The organism is Streptomyces adelaidensis (assembly GCF_016598475.1).
Taxonomy (GTDB): Bacteria; Actinomycetota; Actinomycetes; order Streptomycetales; family Streptomycetaceae; genus Streptomyces; species Streptomyces adelaidensis.
The window spans coordinates 140,084-158,793 of the sequence record NZ_JAEMUX010000007.1 but is presented as its reverse complement, the minus strand read 5'-3'; the positions used below and the strand labels follow the sequence as shown (position 1 = coordinate 158,793).

The following is an 18,710-nucleotide window of genomic DNA, read 5'->3' as shown; positions in this document are numbered from 1 at the left end:
CGTGATCCGAGGTGGCGCCGGGCGGCCTCAACTGCTGCCGAAGTCCTTCGTCCTGACGAAGTGGCGGTCCGACGTGGACGGGCCGTTCGGCGTTCCGCGCAGGATCCAGTAGCCGGAGTCCTTGCGGGGCTCGGTGAAGCCGAAGGTTCCGATGAGGAGTTCGTCCTGGCCGTCGCTGTCGAGGTCGGCCATGTACAGGTCCCAGCCGAAGCGGTCGCGGTCCCCGGCGGTTCGGGGAGAGCCCTTGAGGCCGATGGTGTAGCGGTCGATCGTGAGGGTGCGGGTGGTGTCGAGGCCGTCCTCGCCGCCGAGTACGACGACGACCTGACCGATGCGGCGGTCCTCGCCACGGGGGTTGGTGGCGAGGTCGTCGTAGCCGTCGCCGTTGACATCGCCGACCGCGACGGCGAGGCCGGGCTTCAGCTTCCCCAGGTCGCCGGGGCGGGCCTCACCGCGGCCGGGGCCCTCGGCGCTGCCGTAGACGACGACGGCCCGATCTCCGACCTGGCCCCTGCCGATGATGTCCTGGTGGCCGTCGCCGTCGAAGTCGCCGGTGTCGAGGGGCAGGGAGCCCGCGCCGGTGACGCCGGGTACGGAACCGGCGGCCTTCAGGCTTCCGGCCCTTCCGGTCGTACCGGCCGTCCCCCGGTAGAACGTGGCGTCGGTGACCCCTTCCGGCGGGCCGTCCTCCAGTCGCGCGTCCTCCTCGTCGTACACGCCCTTGGTGACGAGGTCGTCCCGGCCGTCGCCGTCGAAGTCGCCGACGACGGTGTGGGCGACCGACACCCAGCCCCCGTAGCCGACGTCGGTCGTCGAGGTGGCTCGGGGTTTCCCGTCGCGGCCGAGCGGGCCGTAGAGGACGGTGGCGGGCTGCGGCTCGGTCGCGGATTGGCTGAACGAAGGCCGTGCGAGGGTCAGGAGGTCGAGGGCTCCGTCTCCGTCGAAGTCCCCGGTGGCGATGGCGGGCAGGACGTCGTCGGCCAGTTCGGTGACGGCGGCGAGGCTGTCGGGGCCACCCCAGTGGATGTGCTGCTCGGGCACGAAGTCGCCGTCGGCGTCGTAGACCATGTCACCGGCGACGACATCGGCGTAGCCGTCGTCGTCCAGGTCTCCGGTGAACTGTGTCGACTGGTCCTGCCCGATCGGCCCGGTGCTGATCGGGGGGCCGAGTTCGGGCAGGCTCTCCTTGAGGCGGAATGCCTCGCCCGGGTCCGGGCCGTCAGCTGCTGCTGTCGCTGCGGCCAGGGCGACGAAGCGGTTGCGGCTCCACTCCAGGCCGGGCTTCGCCCGGTACCAGCCGTTGACGACGACGTCCGCGTGCCCGTCGCCGTTGACATCGTCCCGGTTGACCTCGCCGGCGGCCCGCTTGGACGGGGACGACGAGGACTTCGGGACGGAAGGAGACGGCTGTGCCGACTCCTCGCCCTCTCCGGTTCCGCCCGAGCAGGCCGTGAACAGCGCAGTGGTCGCGACGAGGCAGACCAGGGCGGTCGCGAGTCGGCGGGAGTGACGGTGCATGGCCCCAGTCTGCAAGAGGCCGGCCGGCGGTCCGTAGGGGGCTGTCGAAAATGGCTGGTGCCGGTGGGGTGTCTCGGGCAGGCTTCGCGGCGATGAGCGACGACGGATCCGCGGATGACCAGGTGTACGCCTCGCCGCACTCGCTGAGGGGGCTGCTGCAACGGGGGCGGGGACTGGGCGCGCTGCGAGCGTCCCGGGAACCGCCGGAGACGTCGGCCGCGCCGGTGTACGAGGTCGTGCGGCAGGACTGGCGGTGGGACTCGCAGGTGGATGACCGTCAGCTGTATCTGGCACGCCTGATCCGGGAGTCGGGGCTCGCGCCGGACCCGGTGTTCGCCCTGCTCGCGGGCGACGGTGACGACTGCGAGCGGGCCACCGGGATGCTGGAGCTGCTGGCCCTGTCCGGGTCGGCCGAAGCGCGTGAAGGGCTGCGGGAGTACGTCCGCGAGGGCGAGCACTGGGGCGATGTGCTGGAGTCGGTCGCGGGTGTCTGGCCCGTCGAGTGGTGGGACGACCTGGCCGGTGTCGCGCACGATCGCCTGGGCGGGGACGAGCCTCGGCTGTGGCGCTCCGAGCCCTGGGTGCGCTGGCGGGTGGGAGCCGGGCGGAGCGGCCCCGTCCGGCCGCCGCGGACGCACACGATCGACGTCGGGCCGAGTAGCCGGCGGCTGCTTGCCGTCCTCGCCGATGGCGGGTCGGCCTACGGTGCGAAGGTCCAGGCGTTGCGGGCGCTGGCCGGGCGTCCGCCGGAGCCGGCGCTGATCCCGTTGGTGCCGGGCCTTGCGGAGGTGAACGGTGAACCGCCGCTGCCGGGGCTCGGGGCCGCGGTCCGGCGGCTCGGTGCGCGGGCCCTGCCCCAGGCGCGGGCATGGGCGGCGGACGGCGGGCAGTGGTTGTCCTGGATCGGGACACAGGTGCTGGCGGAACACGGTGGGGCCCGGGATCTGCCCGTGCTGATGGCGGAACTCTCGGCGCACGAAAAGGCACGCCAGTGGTGTGGTCCCGCGCGACTGGCCGACGGGATCGCCCGTTTCGGGTCGGCGGCCGCGGAGGCGGCGCCGGTGCTCCGCCGGCTCTGGTCGCGCACACCGCACTCGTACGAGCGGCCCGCCTTCCTCAAGGCGCTGGCAGCTGTCGCACCGGCCGGACTCGACCTGGCGTTCACCGAGTCACTGTGGGACTGAGCGAATCGAACGCCCGGCTGCTGGGGATCGCGCACGCGCCCGATTCGCCGCACGTCCGGGAGCGGCTGGCGTGGCTGCGTGACGATCCGATGGAGGAGGCCGAGGTGCGGGTCGCCGCCGGAAATCGTCTGGCTGTCGGCTCGTGAGCACGCCGGAGAGCGGGGAGACCGGCGTGGGCCCCGCAGGACCGTTCCGCAGGCGGTCGCTCAGCGGGGCACGCGCCCGGCAAGCCACTCAATAATCGAACACTTTCCGGCCAAAGACTTGATATGTCCCTGACATAGCCACCTCCCGTCTGTCACTCTGTGCGCACTCCGTCTCACGACGGCGCACGCGCACCCGCATCGCAGTTCTCCCTGCCCCACCCGGTGCCTCGACCCGTGCACCGGGTCCTTCGTACGGCCGCTCGTCCAACGTCGGCCGCAGCAAAGGAGTTCGCGTGAGATCCACCCCCCACAGACGCACCACGGCCACGGCCGCCCTCGTCGTCACGGCGGCCGTGCTCGCCGTCGCCGTCCCGGGCGCTCCGGCGATCGCACGCGGTGACGGCGGCGAAGGCACCGCCCGTACCGCTGCCGCGAAGCCGGATCGCGGGGCGCTGCCCGCGAAGCTCACTCCCGCTCAGCGCGACACCCTCATCCAGGGGGCCGAGAAGGCCACGGACAAGACCGCTGACCGCCTCGGCCTGGGCGGCCAGGAGGAGTTGCGGGTCCGTGACGTCGTCAAGGACGTCGACGGCACCGTGCACACGCGCTACGAGCGCACCTACGCCGGCCTGCCCGTGCTCGGCGGCGACCTGGTCGTCCACGCCGCCAAGAGCGGCGCGGTCGAGAGTGTCACCCGGGCCTACAAGGCCGAGCTGAAGGTGTCGGACCTCAGCGCCGAGGTCAGCAGGGCCACCGCCGAGAAGCAGGCGCTCGCGGCGGCGAAGGAAGAGGGGTCCGCGAAGACCGAGGCGGACAGCAGCCGCAAGGTCGTCTGGGCCACGAAGGGCGCTCCGACGCTCGCCTACGAGACCGTCGTGAGCGGGTTCCAGCACGACGACACGCCCAGTGAGCTGCACGTCATCACCGACGCGCAGACCGGCGACAAGCTGTTCGAGTACGAGGCCGTGCACACCGGCACCGGCAACACCCGCTACAGCGGCACGGTCACGCTCGGCACGAGTCAGTCCGGGTCGTCGTACACGCTGACCGACGCGGACCGGGGCAGCCACCGTACGTACAACCTCAATCGCGGCACGTCCGGGACAGGCACGCTGTTCAGCGGGACCGACGACGTCTGGGGTGACGGCACCACCGCCGACCTGGAGACCGCGGGGGCGGACGCCCACTACGGTGCGGCGCTGACCTGGGACTACTACAAGAACGTGCACGGGCGCAACGGGCTGCGCAACGACGGGGTCGCGCCGTACAGCCGGGTCCACTACGGCAATGCCTACGTCAACGCGTTCTGGCAGGACTCCTGCTTCTGCATGACGTACGGCGACGGGTCGGGCAACGCCAACCCGCTCACCTCGATCGACGTGGCCGCGCACGAGATGACGCACGGGCTCACCTCGGTCACCGCGGGCCTCAACTACAGCGGTGAGTCGGGCGGGTTGAACGAGGCGACCTCCGACATCTTCGCCGCCGCCGTCGAGTTCGCCGCCGGCAACACGGGCGACGTCGGGGACTACCTGGTCGGCGAGAAGATCGACATCAACGGCGACGGTACACCGCTGCGGTACATGGACAAGCCCAGCAGGGACGGTTCCTCGCGCGACTACTGGTCCTCCACGCTCGGCAACATAGACGTCCACTACTCCTCGGGCCCGGCCAACCACTGGTACTACCTGGCCTCCGAGGGCAACGGTGCGAAGACCGTCAACGGGGTCGACTACGACTCCCCCACGTACGACGGGCTTCCGGTGACGCCGATCGGCCGGGAGGCGGCCGAGAAGATCTGGTTCCGGGCGCTCACCACGTACATGACGTCCACCACCAACTACGCGGGCGCCCGCACGGCCACCCTGCAGGCCGCCGCCGACCTGTACGGGCTCGGCACGGTGACCTACAACAACACCGCCAACGCCTGGGCCGCGATCAACGTCGGGTCCAGGATCCTCGACGGTGTGACGGTCGTCCCGCCGGCCGCCCAGTACTCCCTGATCGGCCAGGCCGTCACGCTGGACGTCCAGGCGTCCTCCACCAACGCCGGGGCCCTGTCGTACGCGGCCACCGGGCTGCCGGACGGGCTGTCCATCGACACCGCCACGGGCCGTGTCTCGGGTACGCCGACCACCGCGGGGAGCTGGACGCCGACGGTCACCGTGACGGACGCGGCCGGCGAGACCGGTACGGCGAGCTTCGCCTGGCGGGTGGACGAGGAGGGGAACCAGTCGGTGTTCGAGAACACCGCCGACTACCAGATCCCCGACAACTCCACCGTGGAGTCCCCGATCAACGTCAACCGGGCCGGAGCGGCGTCCAGCGCGCTCACCGTGGACGTGGACATCGTCCACACCTGGCGCGGTGACCTGGTCGTCGACCTCGTGGCCCCGGACGGCACGGCCTACCGGCTGAAGAACTCCGCCTCGTCCGACTCGGCCGACAACGTGGTCGCGACGTACACGGTGGACGCCTCCTCAGAGACCGCCGCGGGCACCTGGAAACTGCGGGTCCAGGACGTGGCCAGCCTCGACACCGGCTACATCAACAGCTGGAAGCTGACGTTCTGACCGTCAGTTGCTGAGCGGTCGGTCCTGCCCCCGCGGGACCGGCCGCTCGGTCGTGTTCCCCTCCGCGTCGATGTGCGGCAGCACGCGGTCCAGCCAGTGCGGGGTCCACCAGGCGTGGCGGCCGAGGAGGGTCATCACCGCCGGGACCAGGAGCAGGCGTACGACCGTCGCGTCGATCAGGACGCTCACGGCCAGGCCCAGGCCCAGCATCTTCACGACGATGTTGTCGCTGACGATGAACGCGGCGAAGACGCTCACCATGATCAGGGCGGCGCAGCTGATGACGCGGGCGGTGATCTCCAAAGCGTGGGCGACGGCGGCACGGGCGTCCCCGGTGCTGAGCCAGGCCTCGTGGACACGGGAGAGCAGGAAGATCTCGTAGTCCATGCTCAGGCCGAAGATGATGGCGAACATCATCATCGGGACGTAGCTCTCGATGGGCACCTTGCCTGAGACGCCCAGGGCCGGGCCGCCCCAGCCCCATTGGAAGACGGCGACGACCACACCGTACGAGGCGGTGATGGACAGGACGTTGAGGGCCGCCGCCTTCAACGCGACGAGCAGGCCCCGGAAGACGATGAGGATGATCAGGAAGGCCAGGGCGACGACGACGGCGATGATGAGGGGCAGCCTGCTCGCCACGATGTCGCGGAAGTCGACCTGGGAGGCCGTGGTGCCGGTGACGTACCCCTCCGCCTTCGTGCCGGATACCGAGGCGGGCAGCGTGTCGTCGACCAAGCGGTTCACCAGGTCGGTGGTGTCGGCGTTCTGCGGGGACTCCTTGGAGTAGACCGTGCCGACCAGGACGTCCCCGTCGCTGGTGGCGGACAGCGAGGTGACCGCGTGGGCCCCCGCCACCGCGTCGAGGTTCTTCTGCGCGGTGCTCTGGAGCGGCGGGCGGTCGGAGGACGGGACGGAGGTCTGGTCGATGACGACGGTGAGCGGACCGTTGGAGCCGGGCCCGAAGGCGTCGGTCATCAGGTCGTAGGCGCGGCGGTCGGTGAAGGAGGTGGGGTCGGCGCCGTCGCCGATGTGGCCGAGCTGGAGGGAGAGGACGGGAATCGCGAGGATGGCGATGGTGGTGACTCCCGCCGCCAGGAAGTGCCAGGGCCGGTGCTCCACACGCTGGGCGTAGCGGTGCCAGGTGCCCTGGGCCTCGGCCCCCTCCGCGGTGCCGGTCTCGGCGACCGGCCGGCGCACGTGGTAACGGTCGATGCGTCTGCCGATGAGCCCCAGCAGGGCGGGGACCAGCGTCAGAGCGCCGATCACGGCCGAGACGACGGTGACGGCGGCCGCCAGTCCGAGTTTGCCGATGAAGCTCACCCCGGACGCGTACAGCCCGGCCAGGGCGATGATCACCGTGCAGCCGGAGACGAGTACGGCGCGGCCGCTGGTCGCCGTGGCGTGTCCGGCGGCGTGCACCGGATCGGCGCCGTTCATGAGCTTCTGCCGGTGACGGGTGATCAGGAACAGGGCGTAGTCGATGCCCACGCCGAGGCCGATCATCGTCGCCAGGGTCGGCGAGACGGTGGCGAAGGTGAACGCGGAGGCCAGCAGTCCGAGGCAGGCGAGGCCGCCCACCACGCCGAGCAGCGCGGTCACCAGGGGCAGTCCGGCCGCGATCACACTGCCGAAGCCGACGAGGAGGACGACGATCGCCACCGCGAACCCGATCAGTTCGCTCACCCGGTCGTCCGCCGCGGGGCGGGCCAGTTCGCCGAGCGGGCCGCCGTACTCGACGTCGGCGCCGGCCGACCGCAGCGACTGGACGGAGTCGTCCACGCCGTCGAGATAGCTGTCTTCGAGGGTCGAGGGCTGCACGTCGAAGCGGACGGTGATGTAGGCGGTCTTCTGGTCGGACGACAGGGGGCCGACGTTCGGCTGCTGCGCCTGGTCCGACGGCTGCGACAACTGCGTGGGCGGCGCGGTGAGCGGGTTCTGGACCGACAGCACGTGTGGCAGTTTCTGCAGGTCGTCGACCGTGTCGGACATCTGGGAGCCGAGCGAGGTCAGGGCCTTGTCCTTGTCGTGCAGGACGATCTGGCTGCTGTAGCCGCCGGCCGCCGGATCGTGCTTCTGCAGCACCTCGAGGCCCTGCTGCGACTGCACGCCGGGGAGGGAGAAGTCGTCCGAGTAGTCGCCGCCGAAGGACCGGTTGAGCACTTGGAGCGCCGCGAGGGCCACCAGCCAGGCGACGATGACGACCACGAAGTGCCGGGCGCACCACTCGCCGAGTCGCCGCAGCCTGCCTGCTGCGGGCTCGGCCGCGTCTTCCCCACGGGAACGGCTCGATCGCATCGCCTCTCCAGCGGGAGCGATCTCCCGCATCCTCATTACACGTCCCACCCGTCACCCCGGCACCTCCGGCGACACATGTCCCCCGGTTGGCGACCCCGGCTTGACAGGCGGACGATGGAAGGTGGGTCACAACGGGCCGGAACGGATCAGAGCGCGTCAGAACGGAAGGAGCCGTCATGCTGGAGATCAAGACGGTCGACAAGCCGGACGAGCGGCGGGATTTCCCCCGGGGTCATCTCGAAGCCGTTCACCTCACAGGCCTGGACTTCGCCGTGGCCACCTTCGAACCGGGCTGGCGCTGGTCGGAGTCCGTCGCCCCCATCGCGGGCACGGAGAGCTGCGAGATCCACCACAACGGCTACGTCGTGCAGGGACGTATGCACATCCGCATGGACGACGGCGGTGAGGGCGAGGTCGGACCGGGCGACGTCTTCATGTGCCCGCCGGGGCACGACGCGTGGGTCCTGGGCGACGAGCAGTGCGTGGTGTACGACTTCGCCGGTGCGATGGCGACGGAGTACGCCAAGGCATCGGACAAGTGATTCGCCGGGTGCGGGAGGGGTGGAGGCGGGCGCTCGCGCCCCGCCTCCGTCCGTCCGTCCGAAACGGCGCCTGGATCCCGTCCGACTAGATCCCGTCCGACGTCCTCAGGTTGTCGAGCGTCGCGTTGGAGTCGCTCTTCAGCCACTCCGCCACGTCGTCCACCTCCGGCAGCGTCACGTCGTCGTAGGTGGAGGCGTAGCCGCTCCAGCTCATCTCGTACGTCATCCAGCCGTCGCGCACCGCCAGGGTCGCGGCCCGGCTGCCGCTGGAGTCGGAGCCGGACGTGGTGTCCTCGGTGACGAGATACGCCTCGTCGCCGAAGCCGGAGACCTTCTCCACGTCGTAGTCCTCGTACCGCTGGTCGTACTCGGACCACAGGGCGGTGAACTCGGGTCCGGGGTCGGTCTTCTTGTGGAGGCCCACCTCGACCGAGAAGTACGCGTCGGAGAGGGTCGAGGACGAGGATTTCTTGAGGGAGATGCTGCAGTAGCTCTGGTCGAGGGCCTCGTGCTCCAGGGACTGGTTCACGGGCGAGGAGTCCTCCTCCGGGTACTCGTTCTCGAAGGACGAGTAGTCCACCGAGGAGCAGAGGTTGGACTTGGCCCGGTAGCCGCGCAGGTCCGCCTCCGTGTCGTCCTTGCCGAGGAGGAACACGCCGCCGGCCCACGCCGCGGAGGCGACCGCCGCGCCCACCAGGAGCCACAGCACCGCGCGGCCGCCGGCGCCCGTCGAGGGCGGGGCCGCGGCGGGTGGCCAGCCGCCGGGCGGCTGCCCGTACGGATTGGCCTGGGTGGGTATCGGGGCGACCGGAGGGCCGTAGCCGGCCGGGACGCCCGGGGACTGCGGGTTGGGGTACGGGTAGGCGGTCGGGGCCGCCTGGGTGGGGGTCTGCGAGTGGGGCGGCGCCGGGGGCAGTGCCAGTTGCGGATGCGGGGCCGCCGACGGCTGCGGCGCGCTCTCGGGGCCGGGCTGTCTCGGTGGCTGCCAGGCCGGGGACGCGGACGGCTGGTCCTGCGGCTGTGGCTGGTTCTGCGGCTGCGGCTGCGGCTGCGGCTGCGGCTGCGGCTGCGGCTGGGCCGGGGCACCCTCGGGGCTTTCGGTCATCGGCTTCTCCTCAGGTCGTGGTGGGTGGGGTGCGGCGGTGAGAAGGGAACCTGCCCGGCGGGGGCGCCGGCACCTGATGATCCGACCCTCTCAGAACGCCTCCCGCGTGGTCGTCCGTAGAACTACGCACCCTGTCTACGCAACCTGGCGCCAGGCCCGGGCGGCGGCCGTCGTGGGGCGGCTGTCGGTGCCCGGTGGTTTCATGGGTGCCATGACCAGCAGAAGTGTCGTCGTCGAGCGGCGGGTGACCGCCTCTCAGGGGCGGGTGTGGGAGGCCCTGACGGACCTCGGCGGTATGGAACGGATGCTCAGCGGTGTGACGAAGGCGGAGGTCCTCACGGACGGCGGCTTCGGGGTCGGCACCCGATGGCGGGAGACCCGGCGGATGTTCGGCAAGGACGCCACCGAGGAGATGTGGGTGACCGCGAGCCGGCCGCCCGAACGCTATGTGGTGCAGGCCGAGTCGCACGGCTCCCGCTATGTCTCGGAGTGGGTGCTGCGGGCCGACGGGCCCACGACCACCACGATCCTGATGACGTTCTCGGCCGAGCCGACCGGCGGTGTCGCCGGTCTGCTCGCCAGGGTCCTCGGCCCGGTCGGCGCCCGCGCCGTGCGCAGGGCCATCGCCAAGGACCTCGACGACGTCGCCGCGTGGGTGGAGGGCCGCAGGGGCTGAAGCCGCCCCCGCCGGCCGACCGCTCACCGTCATGCGGGCGTCAGGAGTCCAGTCCGTAGCCCGAGGTCACGTAGGCGCACTCTGTGTAGATGTAGCCCGACTCCAGCTTGGCGGTGTCCGAGGCGGCGCTGGACGCGCTGCCGCCCTTCGGCTTGTGCAGGAAGTACGTGGTGCCGACGGGCAGACTGATCGTGCGCTGCGGGTAGTTGTCGTTGCCGCTGCACGGCTTGAAACCGGTGACCAGCGTGCTGCTCCAGTCGTAGCTGGTGCAGGTGCCACAGCCCTTCAGGGTGAAGGTGCCGGTGACGGGGCCGGTGTACATGACCTGGATCTCGTCCGGGCTGTCGTTCTTGACCGTGACGGAGATGCTGCCACCGGACCGGGTGGTGGGCAGCTTCTTGCCCGCCGCCGGAACCTCCTGGGCGATCTCGGCGGCGATCGCTATCTTCTTCGCGCGCGGCGCGTTCTTGTGGTTCTTGTTGGCCTTGACGAAGTCGTTCATCGAGGTCACCGACTCGGCGAAGTCGCCGTCGTTGTACTGGTCCACGCCGCAGGTGTAGACGCCCGAGGAAGCGGAGTCCTCGGCCCGTCCGGCGTCGGCGGCGAGGGCGTCGGCCACGCCGGCCTTCTCCCCCGGCAGTGCCTTGACCTGGGAGCCGAGCGTCTCCAGCTGGTCCACGGCGGTGCACGGGTCGTCGCCGCCGACGGCCTTGACCGCCTTGTCGACGGCCGCCTTGACGTCGGGCTCGACCTTGGCCGCCGGGTCCGACTCGGGGAACGTGGTGAGGAGGTCGCTGAACTGGTCCTGCCAGCCGGCCGTGTTGGCCGTCAGGCTGTCGGAGGCGCACTCGTACAGGGAGGTGGCGAGCCGGTCGTCGGGCCAGGTGGCCAGCGAGCCGAGGTCCTGCTTGCTCACGGTCTGCGGGACGGTACGCAGGTATTCGAGGGGCGCGACCGCGTCGCAGTACTTCTGCTCCTCGTAGGAGGCGCCGACCGTCGCGTAGAAGGTCTTCAGCCGGTCCGGGACCTGCTCGGCCGCCCGGGAGTCGGGGTGGTCGGTGCTGAGGTCGTCGTAGGCCGTCAGCGCCCTGCGGTACTCGGACTGGGTGGTGGAGAAGGACTCCCCGGAGGCCTTCTCGACGAGGTCGTCGGCCTTCTGCAGCCGGTCGAGGAGCATCTCCTGGACCGCTTCCTTCCGCGCGCTCTCGTACAGCAGGCCGCCCACGACCGGTACGCCGAGGAGTACGACGCCGAGCACGATCGCCAGCGGCGACTGCCCGGGCCAGACCAGGCGGCGGCGCAGGCCCAGCAGGGCGCCGTGCAGGCCCACGAGGACGAGGAACAGGCCGTAGACGGTGAGGGTGGTGCCCGACACGCCGTCAGGGTCGGCCGGCAGGACGGTGAAGAGCAGGATGCCGGTGGCCACCCAGCACACCACGGTCAGCAGCGGGCGGCGCACCAGGGCGTAGCCGAGTCCGAGGCCGCTGAGGTTCAGCAGGCCCACCCCGACGGCCCGCCAGACGTCCGCCGGAGCGGGCGGCGGTGCCGACGGCATCGGTGGCGCGACGAAGCCATGGCTCCAGCCGTCCTGGTCTCTTACTCCGTACTGATCCCCGGACATCACGGATCCCCCCGTCAACTCCACCCGCATGCTTACGAAATTGGCAGTGTACGGCCGAAAGTAGCTGCCGCGACAGGCGATTCCAGGGCGCTCGGAGAGATCGACTTCCATTCGTGACCACCGCTGGGACCATCGCCGGGACGGAGGAGCCGAAGCACCGGTCGTAGCCTGTGGACGCACAACAGTCGCCAAAGTCGCCGACCCTCACCGGAAAGGTCACACGGCGTCGCGCCTGACCCGGCGCAGGAGCACGATGCCGGCGAGCACGGCCGCACCGCCGATCACGGCCGGCCACAACTCGGCCCCGGTCTCGGCGAGGTTGCCCGTCCCCGACCCGGACCCCTGCGCTCCTGGCTGACCGGCGGCCGACGGGACGTTCGCGGCGGGTGTCTGTGCGGGGGTGACGACGGCGGCACCGTTGTCACCGTTCTGGTCGCTGCCCTTGTCTCCGCCGTTGTCGCCGTTCTGGTTCTCCGCGGCGGGGTTGTCCCGTTGGGTCGCCTTCGGTGAGGCGAGGACCTCGGGCGCCTTGTCGCCGCCCTCGTTCGCCGTGCCGTCCGCGCCGCCGGGTTCCTGGGCGGTCTCGGTGGGCTTGGCCCCGTTCTCGTCCGGGTTCTGATCCTGGTTCTGGTTCTGATCCTGCTTCTGGTTCTGGTTCTGGTCGTCACCCTGATCGGCCTCGCCACCGGCGTCCGCCGCGTCGCACTCGCGGTCGCCGTTGATGCAGTCGACCATCTCCCCCATCAGGTCCTCGTCGAAGACGTTGATGAAGTCGCCGTGGTCGGTGACGGGCTTGTGCAGCTGCTCGGGGAAGGAGTCCACCGCGAAGAGCGGGGTGGTGCGGCCGCCGTCCTGAAGGCTCGGCGCGTCGATGTCGTAGACGATGCGCTGGACCAGCTGGGGGATGGCCTTGAAGCCGTTGCCGCAGCTGCCGTCGGCGGCGGCGAAGGCCACGTGGGTGCGGTGGTTGGCGCTGTCGATGTTGCGGCCGTCCCAGCAGCTCTGGAACTCGAAGGTGCGTACGACGTCGCTGCCGGCGGGGCAGAGCGGGTACTTGTCCTTCAGCTGCCGGTCCTCGAAGCCCGTGCAGCTCCAGGAGGCGTTGGCGTTGGCATTGCCGTTGATGAAGGCCTTCGCGTCGCCGGTGATGACGCGCAGCAGCTTCGGCATCTCCACGACGTCGCTCTTCGGGCTGCCCACGAAGGTCATGGTGACCTCCTTCGGCGTCACGATCTCACCGGCGTTGCCCTCGATGCCGTCGCCGGGCGAGTTGGCGTCCTGCTCGGCGGCGCCGTTCTGGAGGCGGATCACGGGCCAGAAGTACGAGGACTTGTCGCCCGGGTTCTCGCAACTCGTGTCGGCGCCCGCGAGGTCCTCGTCGCTCGCGAACGCGTCGTTGGACTGGTTGCCGACGTAGTCGTGGAAGTAGTGGGCGCCGTTGCTGACGCCGGGCGCGACGATGACGTTGTCGGAGTTGAACAGGCCGTTCGCGTTCACTCCGCAGGCGGTGGTGAAACTGCCGCCGGAGCCGCTCTGCTTCCGGCCGCCGTTGCGCGCGTCGGGCTGGACGGAGGTGATGTCGGCGAAGTCCGCGGCCACCGGGCCGTTGCCGGCCTGACCGCCGTTGCCCTGCTGACCCTGATCGCCCGGGTCCTGACCATCGCCGCCGTCGTTCTGGTCCCCGCCGTTCTGGTCGGCGTTCTCGTCTCCGGCGCCCTCGGCGGGACGCGACGTACAGGCGGCGAGGGAGTCGAGCCCCTCGGGACGGTCCCCCACGCGGTCGATGGCGATCGCGATCCGCTCGATCGTCGCGGCCCGCTTCTCCTTCAGCGGGTTCATGATCGCGTTGTCGGCGAAGCCGCTGTCTGCTGCTGGGCCCGCGCGGAGTTCTGCAGGCGCCGGTAGGCCTCGGCTGTCTGCTGGTCCAGGGCGGCGAGTTCCCCGTCGACCTCCGCCCGGGCCTCGTCGGGTACTTCCGTGAGTTCGTTGCCGACGTCCGGGCAGTCGATCGTCGCGGCGCCGGAGTTGACCTGCTGAGGAGCCTCGCCGGCCGAGCCGTCCTCGGTGGCCGACGCGTAGACGTTGACGGCCACGAGCCCGCCTCCGCCCAGGATCAGGGCGATCGCGGCAGAGGTCGCGCGGCGTGCTCCGGTCGGGCGCCTGCGTCTGATGGTGCGTCCCACGGATACTCCTACGACGTCGCGGTCGGTCCGGGCATGGAAAACCCCGGCCTTATACGGAGCTGGAGGCCGCCGTGTTCAATCGCCTCGGGAATTCATAGGAACCTCATAGGAAGCGTCACGTCGTGGGCGGTCACAGCACGGTCGGACACTTTCTCGGCCGTACGGCCGGTGGCACCGGCTGTCACAGTGCGTGACCCCCTCTCGCCTCCGGGCGCAGGGCAGTGTAGACATGGGCACATGGTCCGTCTCCTGGGTCGATCTCGCTCTCAATCGACCCCCCGTCCCCAAGATCAGCGCGGGCAGGGCCGGGACGACCGCGCCCGGCGGTCGGCCCATGGTTCCGACAACGGCGCGAGACAGGGGCGGGCAAGCCGGTGGCTCCCGCTCTCGGGCCTGCGACCGGCGGTGAGCGGACGCAGTGTCGCCGGGCAGGTGTTCCTGCTGCAAGTGTTGATCGTGCTGGTCCTGGTCGTGTCGGCCGTGGTGGCGCTGGTGCTGCAGGTACGGCACGACAGCTCCCAGGAAGCACACAACCGTTCGCTCGCCGTGGCCGAGACGTTCGCCAACGCGCCGGGCACCCGGGAGGCGCTGAGCAGCCCCGATCCGACGGCGGTGCTCCAGCCGAGGGCCGAGGCGGCACGGGTCCAGTCCAAGATGGACTTCATCGTCGTGATGAGCACCGACGGGATCCGCTACACCCATCCCAAAGAGGACCGCATCGGCAAGAAGTTCGTGGGCAGCCTCGAACCGGCGCTGGAGGGTGAGTCCTTCACCGAGGAGATCAACGGCACACTCGGGCCGCTGGTCCAGGCCGTGGTGCCGATCAAGGCGCCCGACGGCACGGTCGTGGGCCTGGTCTCGGCCGGAATCACCACCGAGAACGTGGGCGGGGTGGCGGACGAGCAGATGCCCCTGCTGCTGGCCGCCGCTGCGGCGGCCCTCGCCCTCGCCCTCGCTGGCACGGCGCTCGTCAGCAAGCGGCTCATGCGCCAGACCCATGGCCTCGGCCCGTCCGAGATGACCCGCATGTACGAGCACCACGACGCCGTACTGCACGCCGTACGCGAGGGCGTGATCATCGTCGGCGGCGGAGGCCGGCTGCTGCTCGCCAACGACGAGGCACACCGTCTGCTCGATCTGCCCGCGGACGCGCAGGGACAGGATGTCCTCGCCCTGGGCCTCGAAGCGCACATGGCCGACCTGCTGGCCTCGGGGCGCGTCGCCAACGACGAGGTGCATCTGGTGGGCGACCGGCTGCTCGCGGTCAACCAGCGGCCCACCGATCTCCAGGGCGAGCCCACCGGCAGCGTCGCCACGCTCCGTGACTCCACCGAACTGCGCGCCCTCTCCGGCCGGGCGGAGTCCGCGCGGGAGCGCCTGAAGCTGCTCTACGACGCCGGGATGGGCGTCGGCACCGGCCTGGACGTGACGCGCACCGCCGAGGAGCTGGCGGAGGTGGCGGTCCCCCGGTTCGCGGACTTCGTCACCGTGGACCTGGCCCCGGCCGCGCTCAGCGGCGACGAGCCGGAGACGGTCACCGTCCTGCGCCGTACGGCGTTCAGCGGGATCCGCGAGGACGCGCCTCTGTACTCGGTGGGCGACAAGATCGACCTCGTCCCCTCCTCGCCGCCGGCCCTCAGCATCGACAGCGGCAGCTCGATCCTCGTGGACGACCTCAGCCGGGCGCCCGACTGGCAGGCACAGGACCTCGAACGGTCCGCGCAGGTCGTCGAGTACGGCATCCACTCGCTGATCACGGTGCCACTGCGGGTGGGCCCGCTGGTGATGGGCGTCGCCAACTTCTGGCGCTCGGAGAAGCCCGAGCCGTTCGACCAGGAGGAACTCGCCCTCGCCGAGGAGCTCGTGGCCCGCGCGGCGGTCGCCATCGACAACGCGCGCCGCTTCACGCGCGAGCACACGATGGCCGTGACCCTGCAGCGCAGCCTGCTCCCGCGCAACCTTCCCGACCAGAGCGCCCTGGAGGTCGCCTACCGGTATCTGCCCGCGCAGGCGGGCGTCGGCGGGGACTGGTTCGACGTGCTGCCCCTGTCCGGCACCCGGGTCGCGGTCGTCGTGGGTGATGTGGTGGGCCACGGGCTGCACGCCGCGGCCACGATGGGGCGGCTGCGCACCGCGGTCCACAACTTCACCGCGCTGGATCTGCCGCCGGACGAGATCCTCGGGCTGCTCGACGAGATGGTCAGCCGTATCGACCAGGACGAGGCGGTGCTGGACGGCACGGCCCCGATCACCGGGGCGACCTGTCTGTACGCGATCTACGACCCGGTCTCGCGGCGCTGCACCGTCGCCCGGGCCGGGCATCCGCCGCTAGCGGTGGCCCGGCCCGACGGCAGCGTCGAGTTCCCCGAGGTGCCGGCCGGTCCGCCGCTGGGGCTCGGCGGTCTGCCGTTCGAGACGGCCGAGCTCGAACTGGACGAGGGCAGCCGGCTGGTGCTGTACACCGACGGGCTGGTCGAGGACCGGGAGCGGGACATCGACGACGGGCTGGAGCTGCTGCGCGCCGCCCTGGCCGGTGCGGACAGCTCACCGCAGGGCACCTGCCGGGCCGTTCTCGACGCCCTGCCGCCGACCCGGGCGAGCGACGACATCGCGCTGATCGTCGCCCGCACCCGTGCGCTGGACGCCGGCCGTGTCGTCGAGTGGGAGGTGCCCGCCGACCCGGCCGCCGTCGGCCGGGCCCGCGCCGACGCCACCAGGAAGCTGGGCGAATGGGGCCTGGAGGAGCTGGAGTTCACCACGGAACTGATCCTCAGCGAACTGGTCACCAACGCGATCCGGTACGGCACCGGGCCCATCTGTGTCCGCCTCATCCACGACCGCCATCTGATCTGCGAGGTCACGGACAGCAGTCACACCTCCCCCCATCTGCGGTACGCCGCCACGACCGACGAGGGCGGTCGCGGCCTTTACCTCATCGCCCAGCTCACCCAGCGCTGGGGCACCCGCTACTCCCCCACCGGCAAGACCATCTGGACCGAACAGGCGCTGCCCTGAAGGTCAGCGCGGGCCTGCCTCGAGGGCACGGCCCACAACGCACTAGGAGAGACCGGAACATGCGTATCGGACTGCTCGGAACAGGACCGTGGGCCGAGATGGCCTACGCCCCCGCGCTCAGCGCGCACGAAGAGCTGGACCTCGTCGGGGTGTGGGGCAGGCGGCCGGAGGCGGCCAAGGAGCTGGCCGACCGGCACGGCGGGCTGCCCGTGTACGAGGACGTCGACGCCCTGTTCGCCGATGTGGACGCGGTCGCCGTGGCCCTGCCGCCGGCCGTTCAGGCACCGCTCGCTGCGCGTGCCGCCCGGGCGGGCTGCCATCTGCTGCTCGACAAGCCCCTGTCGATGACCGTCGAGGACGGGCGGGCCGTGGTGGCGGCGGTCGAGGAGGCCGGTGTCGCCTCCGTGGTCTTCTTCACGGCCCGTTTCCAAACCGCGATCGAGGCGTGGGTCACCGAACAGGCCGCTGCCGGGGGATGGTTCACCGGGCGTGCGGAGTGGCTCGGTTCCCTGTTCGACGAGGCCGGCGACAGCCCGTTCGCGGCGTCGCCGTGGCGGCGGGAGAAGGGCGCCCTCTGGGATGTCGGCCCGCACGCCCTGTCCGTGCTGCTGCCGGTCCTCGGGGATGTCGAGAAGGTGGCCGCCGCCGTGCGCGGGCCCAAGGACACGGTCCATCTGGTGCTCCTGCACACCGGTGGCGCGTCCAGCACGCTCACGCTCAGCCTCACCGCCCCGCCCGCGGCCTCCGGCGCCACGGCGGAGCTGCGCGGCCGGACCGGGACGACCGTACTGCCGGCGTCCGACGAAGGCGCCGTACCGGCTCTCATCCGGGCGGGGGACGCCCTGTTGGCCGCCGCGCGTACTGGCCGACCGCATCCGTGCGACGCCGCGTTCGGTCTGCGGGTCACGGAGGTACTCGCGGCGGCTGAAGAGCAGTTGACGGGCTGACACGTCCAACTCACCGGCCGCTGTTCGAGTTTGCGTTCGACCTTTTGCGGACATCGACCGGTGGCGGGCACGCCTTCGCCTCGCGCGTTTCGGTGAGGAGGCGCTCGTGAGCGCAACGGACGGGGCCGTCCCCCGTATGCCCCTGCGGGACAGGGTGGCGGCCGGACAGCGGGACCAGGACGCGCGGACGGTCATGCGGCTGCGCCTGGGCGTCGGGATCATCGGTGTCCTGCTGCCCCTGGCGCTGCCGGCCGGCAACTGGATCGCGGCGCGGCTCGGCGGCCGGACCGGGGAGGACGCCTGGCCCGGTTCCATGAGCGGCGCGTACTACACCAGCACCCGCGACATCTTCGTCGGCGCCCTGTGCGCGCTCGGGATCTTCCTGATCGTCTACCGCTTCGACACGGTCAACGACGTCATGGGCACGATCGCCGGGTGCTGCGCGCTGGGCGTCGCCCTCTTCCCGACCGCGCCGGGCTCCGGCGGCGACGCGGGCCAGCAGACGATCTCCGTGTTCCATCAGATCTTCGCCATCGCCCTGCTGACCGCGATGGCCTTCTTCTGTCTCCTCATGTCCTGGGCCCCGGGCTTCGAGGAACGGTCGTACGTACGGCGTCCCTACAAGGCGGCCGGTGTGCTGATCCTCGTCTTCATGGCGCTCGCCGTGGCCGCGGCGGCGACCGAGGTGGGCGACGACTGGCTGATCACCCCCTTGTATCTGTGCGAGTGGCTGTCCGTCTGGGCCTTCGGCTTCGCCTGGACGGGTGCGGCCCTGTCGCTCGCCGCGGACATCGGCCGGCTGTCGAGGACCCGGGCGGTGGTCGGCGCCGTGCTCGGCCGGCTCCGGTCCCTCGGCGGTCCGCTCGACCGGGACAGGCCGCGCTCACGCGAGGCGACCTGAC

Annotated in this window: 12 protein-coding genes and 1 pseudogene; 8 read left to right on the top strand and 5 right to left on the bottom strand. The window is 71.0% G+C overall.

Annotation, left to right across the window (positions count from 1 at the left end; translation table 11 throughout):
- Positions 1 to 27 precede the first annotated feature (27 nt).
- Positions 28 to 1,518 carry a VCBS repeat-containing protein gene (locus I8N67_RS06185; protein WP_200301555.1) on the bottom strand — a complete coding sequence of 497 codons (1,491 nt, stop codon included), beginning with the start codon at positions 1,516 to 1,518 and terminating at the stop codon, positions 28 to 30.
- Between the two features lie 92 nt (positions 1,519 to 1,610).
- On the opposite strand from I8N67_RS06185, the gene I8N67_RS06180 reads away from it, so the two are divergent.
- The 3 genes from I8N67_RS06180 to I8N67_RS06170 all read left to right on the top strand — a co-directional run bounded on the left by I8N67_RS06180 (position 1,611) and on the right by I8N67_RS06170 (position 5,421).
- Positions 1,611 to 2,702: a hypothetical protein gene (locus I8N67_RS06180; RefSeq protein ID WP_200301554.1), complete on the top strand. Its 1,092-nt coding sequence runs from the start codon at positions 1,611 to 1,613 to the stop codon at positions 2,700 to 2,702.
- Positions 2,693 to 2,848 carry a hypothetical protein gene (locus I8N67_RS06175; RefSeq protein ID WP_200301553.1) on the top strand — a complete coding sequence of 52 codons (156 nt, stop codon included), beginning with the start codon at positions 2,693 to 2,695 and terminating at the stop codon, positions 2,846 to 2,848. Before I8N67_RS06180 ends, I8N67_RS06175 begins: the two co-directional genes overlap by 10 nt.
- 293 nt (positions 2,849 to 3,141) lie before the next feature.
- A complete protein-coding gene (locus tag I8N67_RS06170) occupies positions 3,142 to 5,421 on the top strand; it encodes a M4 family metallopeptidase (protein ID WP_200301552.1) in 2,280 nt (759 codons plus the stop codon).
- 3 nt (positions 5,422 to 5,424) lie between these two features.
- On the opposite strand, the gene I8N67_RS06165 is transcribed toward I8N67_RS06170, so the two are convergent.
- On the bottom strand, positions 5,425 to 7,719 hold the full coding sequence (locus tag I8N67_RS06165; RefSeq protein ID WP_200301551.1) for an MMPL family transporter: 2,295 nt from the start codon (positions 7,717 to 7,719) through the stop codon (positions 5,425 to 5,427).
- 176 nt (positions 7,720 to 7,895) lie between these two features.
- Between I8N67_RS06165 and I8N67_RS06160 the strand changes: the two genes are divergently transcribed.
- The gene (locus I8N67_RS06160) at positions 7,896 to 8,261 is read left to right on the top strand and encodes a cupin domain-containing protein (RefSeq protein WP_200301550.1); all 366 of its coding nucleotides are present in this window, start codon (positions 7,896 to 7,898) and stop codon (positions 8,259 to 8,261) included.
- A gap of 85 nt (positions 8,262 to 8,346) precedes the next feature.
- On the opposite strand, the gene I8N67_RS42320 is transcribed toward I8N67_RS06160, so the two are convergent.
- Positions 8,347 to 9,366, bottom strand: a complete 1,020-nt coding sequence (locus I8N67_RS42320) for a hypothetical protein (protein WP_234045167.1) — start codon at positions 9,364 to 9,366, stop codon at positions 8,347 to 8,349.
- A gap of 211 nt (positions 9,367 to 9,577) precedes the next feature.
- Between I8N67_RS42320 and I8N67_RS06150 the strand changes: the two genes are divergently transcribed.
- Positions 9,578 to 10,042, top strand: coding sequence for an SRPBCC family protein (locus tag I8N67_RS06150; RefSeq protein WP_200301549.1), 465 nt, complete (start codon positions 9,578 to 9,580; stop codon positions 10,040 to 10,042).
- A gap of 40 nt (positions 10,043 to 10,082) precedes the next feature.
- On the opposite strand, the gene I8N67_RS06145 is transcribed toward I8N67_RS06150, so the two are convergent.
- The gene (locus tag I8N67_RS06145) at positions 10,083 to 11,663 is read right to left on the bottom strand and encodes a hypothetical protein (protein WP_234045166.1); all 1,581 of its coding nucleotides are present in this window, start codon (positions 11,661 to 11,663) and stop codon (positions 10,083 to 10,085) included.
- A 216-nt stretch (positions 11,664 to 11,879) separates the two neighbouring features.
- Positions 11,880 to 13,756 (bottom strand): annotated as a pseudogene (locus I8N67_RS06140) (DUF1996 domain-containing protein).
- Positions 13,757 to 14,083: 327 nt separating this feature from the next.
- On the opposite strand from I8N67_RS06140, the gene I8N67_RS06135 reads away from it, so the two are divergent.
- The 3 genes from I8N67_RS06135 to I8N67_RS06125 all read left to right on the top strand — a co-directional run bounded on the left by I8N67_RS06135 (position 14,084) and on the right by I8N67_RS06125 (position 18,709).
- On the top strand, positions 14,084 to 16,861 hold the full coding sequence (locus tag I8N67_RS06135; protein ID WP_234045165.1) for a SpoIIE family protein phosphatase: 2,778 nt from the start codon (positions 14,084 to 14,086) through the stop codon (positions 16,859 to 16,861).
- A 59-nt stretch (positions 16,862 to 16,920) separates the two neighbouring features.
- A complete protein-coding gene (locus I8N67_RS06130) occupies positions 16,921 to 17,808 on the top strand; it encodes a Gfo/Idh/MocA family protein (protein WP_200301547.1) in 888 nt (295 codons plus the stop codon).
- Between the two features lie 106 nt (positions 17,809 to 17,914).
- Entirely contained in the window at positions 17,915 to 18,709 is a 795-nt protein-coding gene (locus tag I8N67_RS06125) for a hypothetical protein (RefSeq protein WP_200301546.1), read from the top strand.
- The last annotated feature ends 1 nt before the right edge of the window (position 18,710 follow it).

Excerpts from the sequence above, each read along its gene's own strand:
- I8N67_RS06180 (WP_200301554.1), top strand. The coding sequence starts at position 1,611 with ATGAGCGACGACGGATCCGCGGATGACCAGGTGTACGCCTCGCCGCAC.
- I8N67_RS06145 (WP_234045166.1), bottom strand. The coding sequence starts at position 11,663 with ATGTCCGGGGATCAGTACGGAGTAAGAGACCAGGACGGCTGGAGCCAT.
- I8N67_RS42320 (WP_234045167.1), bottom strand. The coding sequence starts at position 9,366 with ATGACCGAAAGCCCCGAGGGTGCCCCGGCCCAGCCGCAGCCGCAGCCG.
- I8N67_RS06130 (WP_200301547.1), top strand. The coding sequence starts at position 16,921 with ATGCGTATCGGACTGCTCGGAACAGGACCGTGGGCCGAGATGGCCTAC.
- I8N67_RS06135 (WP_234045165.1), top strand. The coding sequence starts at position 14,084 with ATGGTCCGTCTCCTGGGTCGATCTCGCTCTCAATCGACCCCCCGTCCC.
- I8N67_RS06160 (WP_200301550.1), top strand. The coding sequence starts at position 7,896 with ATGCTGGAGATCAAGACGGTCGACAAGCCGGACGAGCGGCGGGATTTC.
- I8N67_RS06165 (WP_200301551.1), bottom strand. The coding sequence starts at position 7,719 with ATGCGATCGAGCCGTTCCCGTGGGGAAGACGCGGCCGAGCCCGCAGCA.
- I8N67_RS06185 (WP_200301555.1), bottom strand. The coding sequence starts at position 1,518 with ATGCACCGTCACTCCCGCCGACTCGCGACCGCCCTGGTCTGCCTCGTC.
- I8N67_RS06150 (WP_200301549.1), top strand. The coding sequence starts at position 9,578 with ATGACCAGCAGAAGTGTCGTCGTCGAGCGGCGGGTGACCGCCTCTCAG.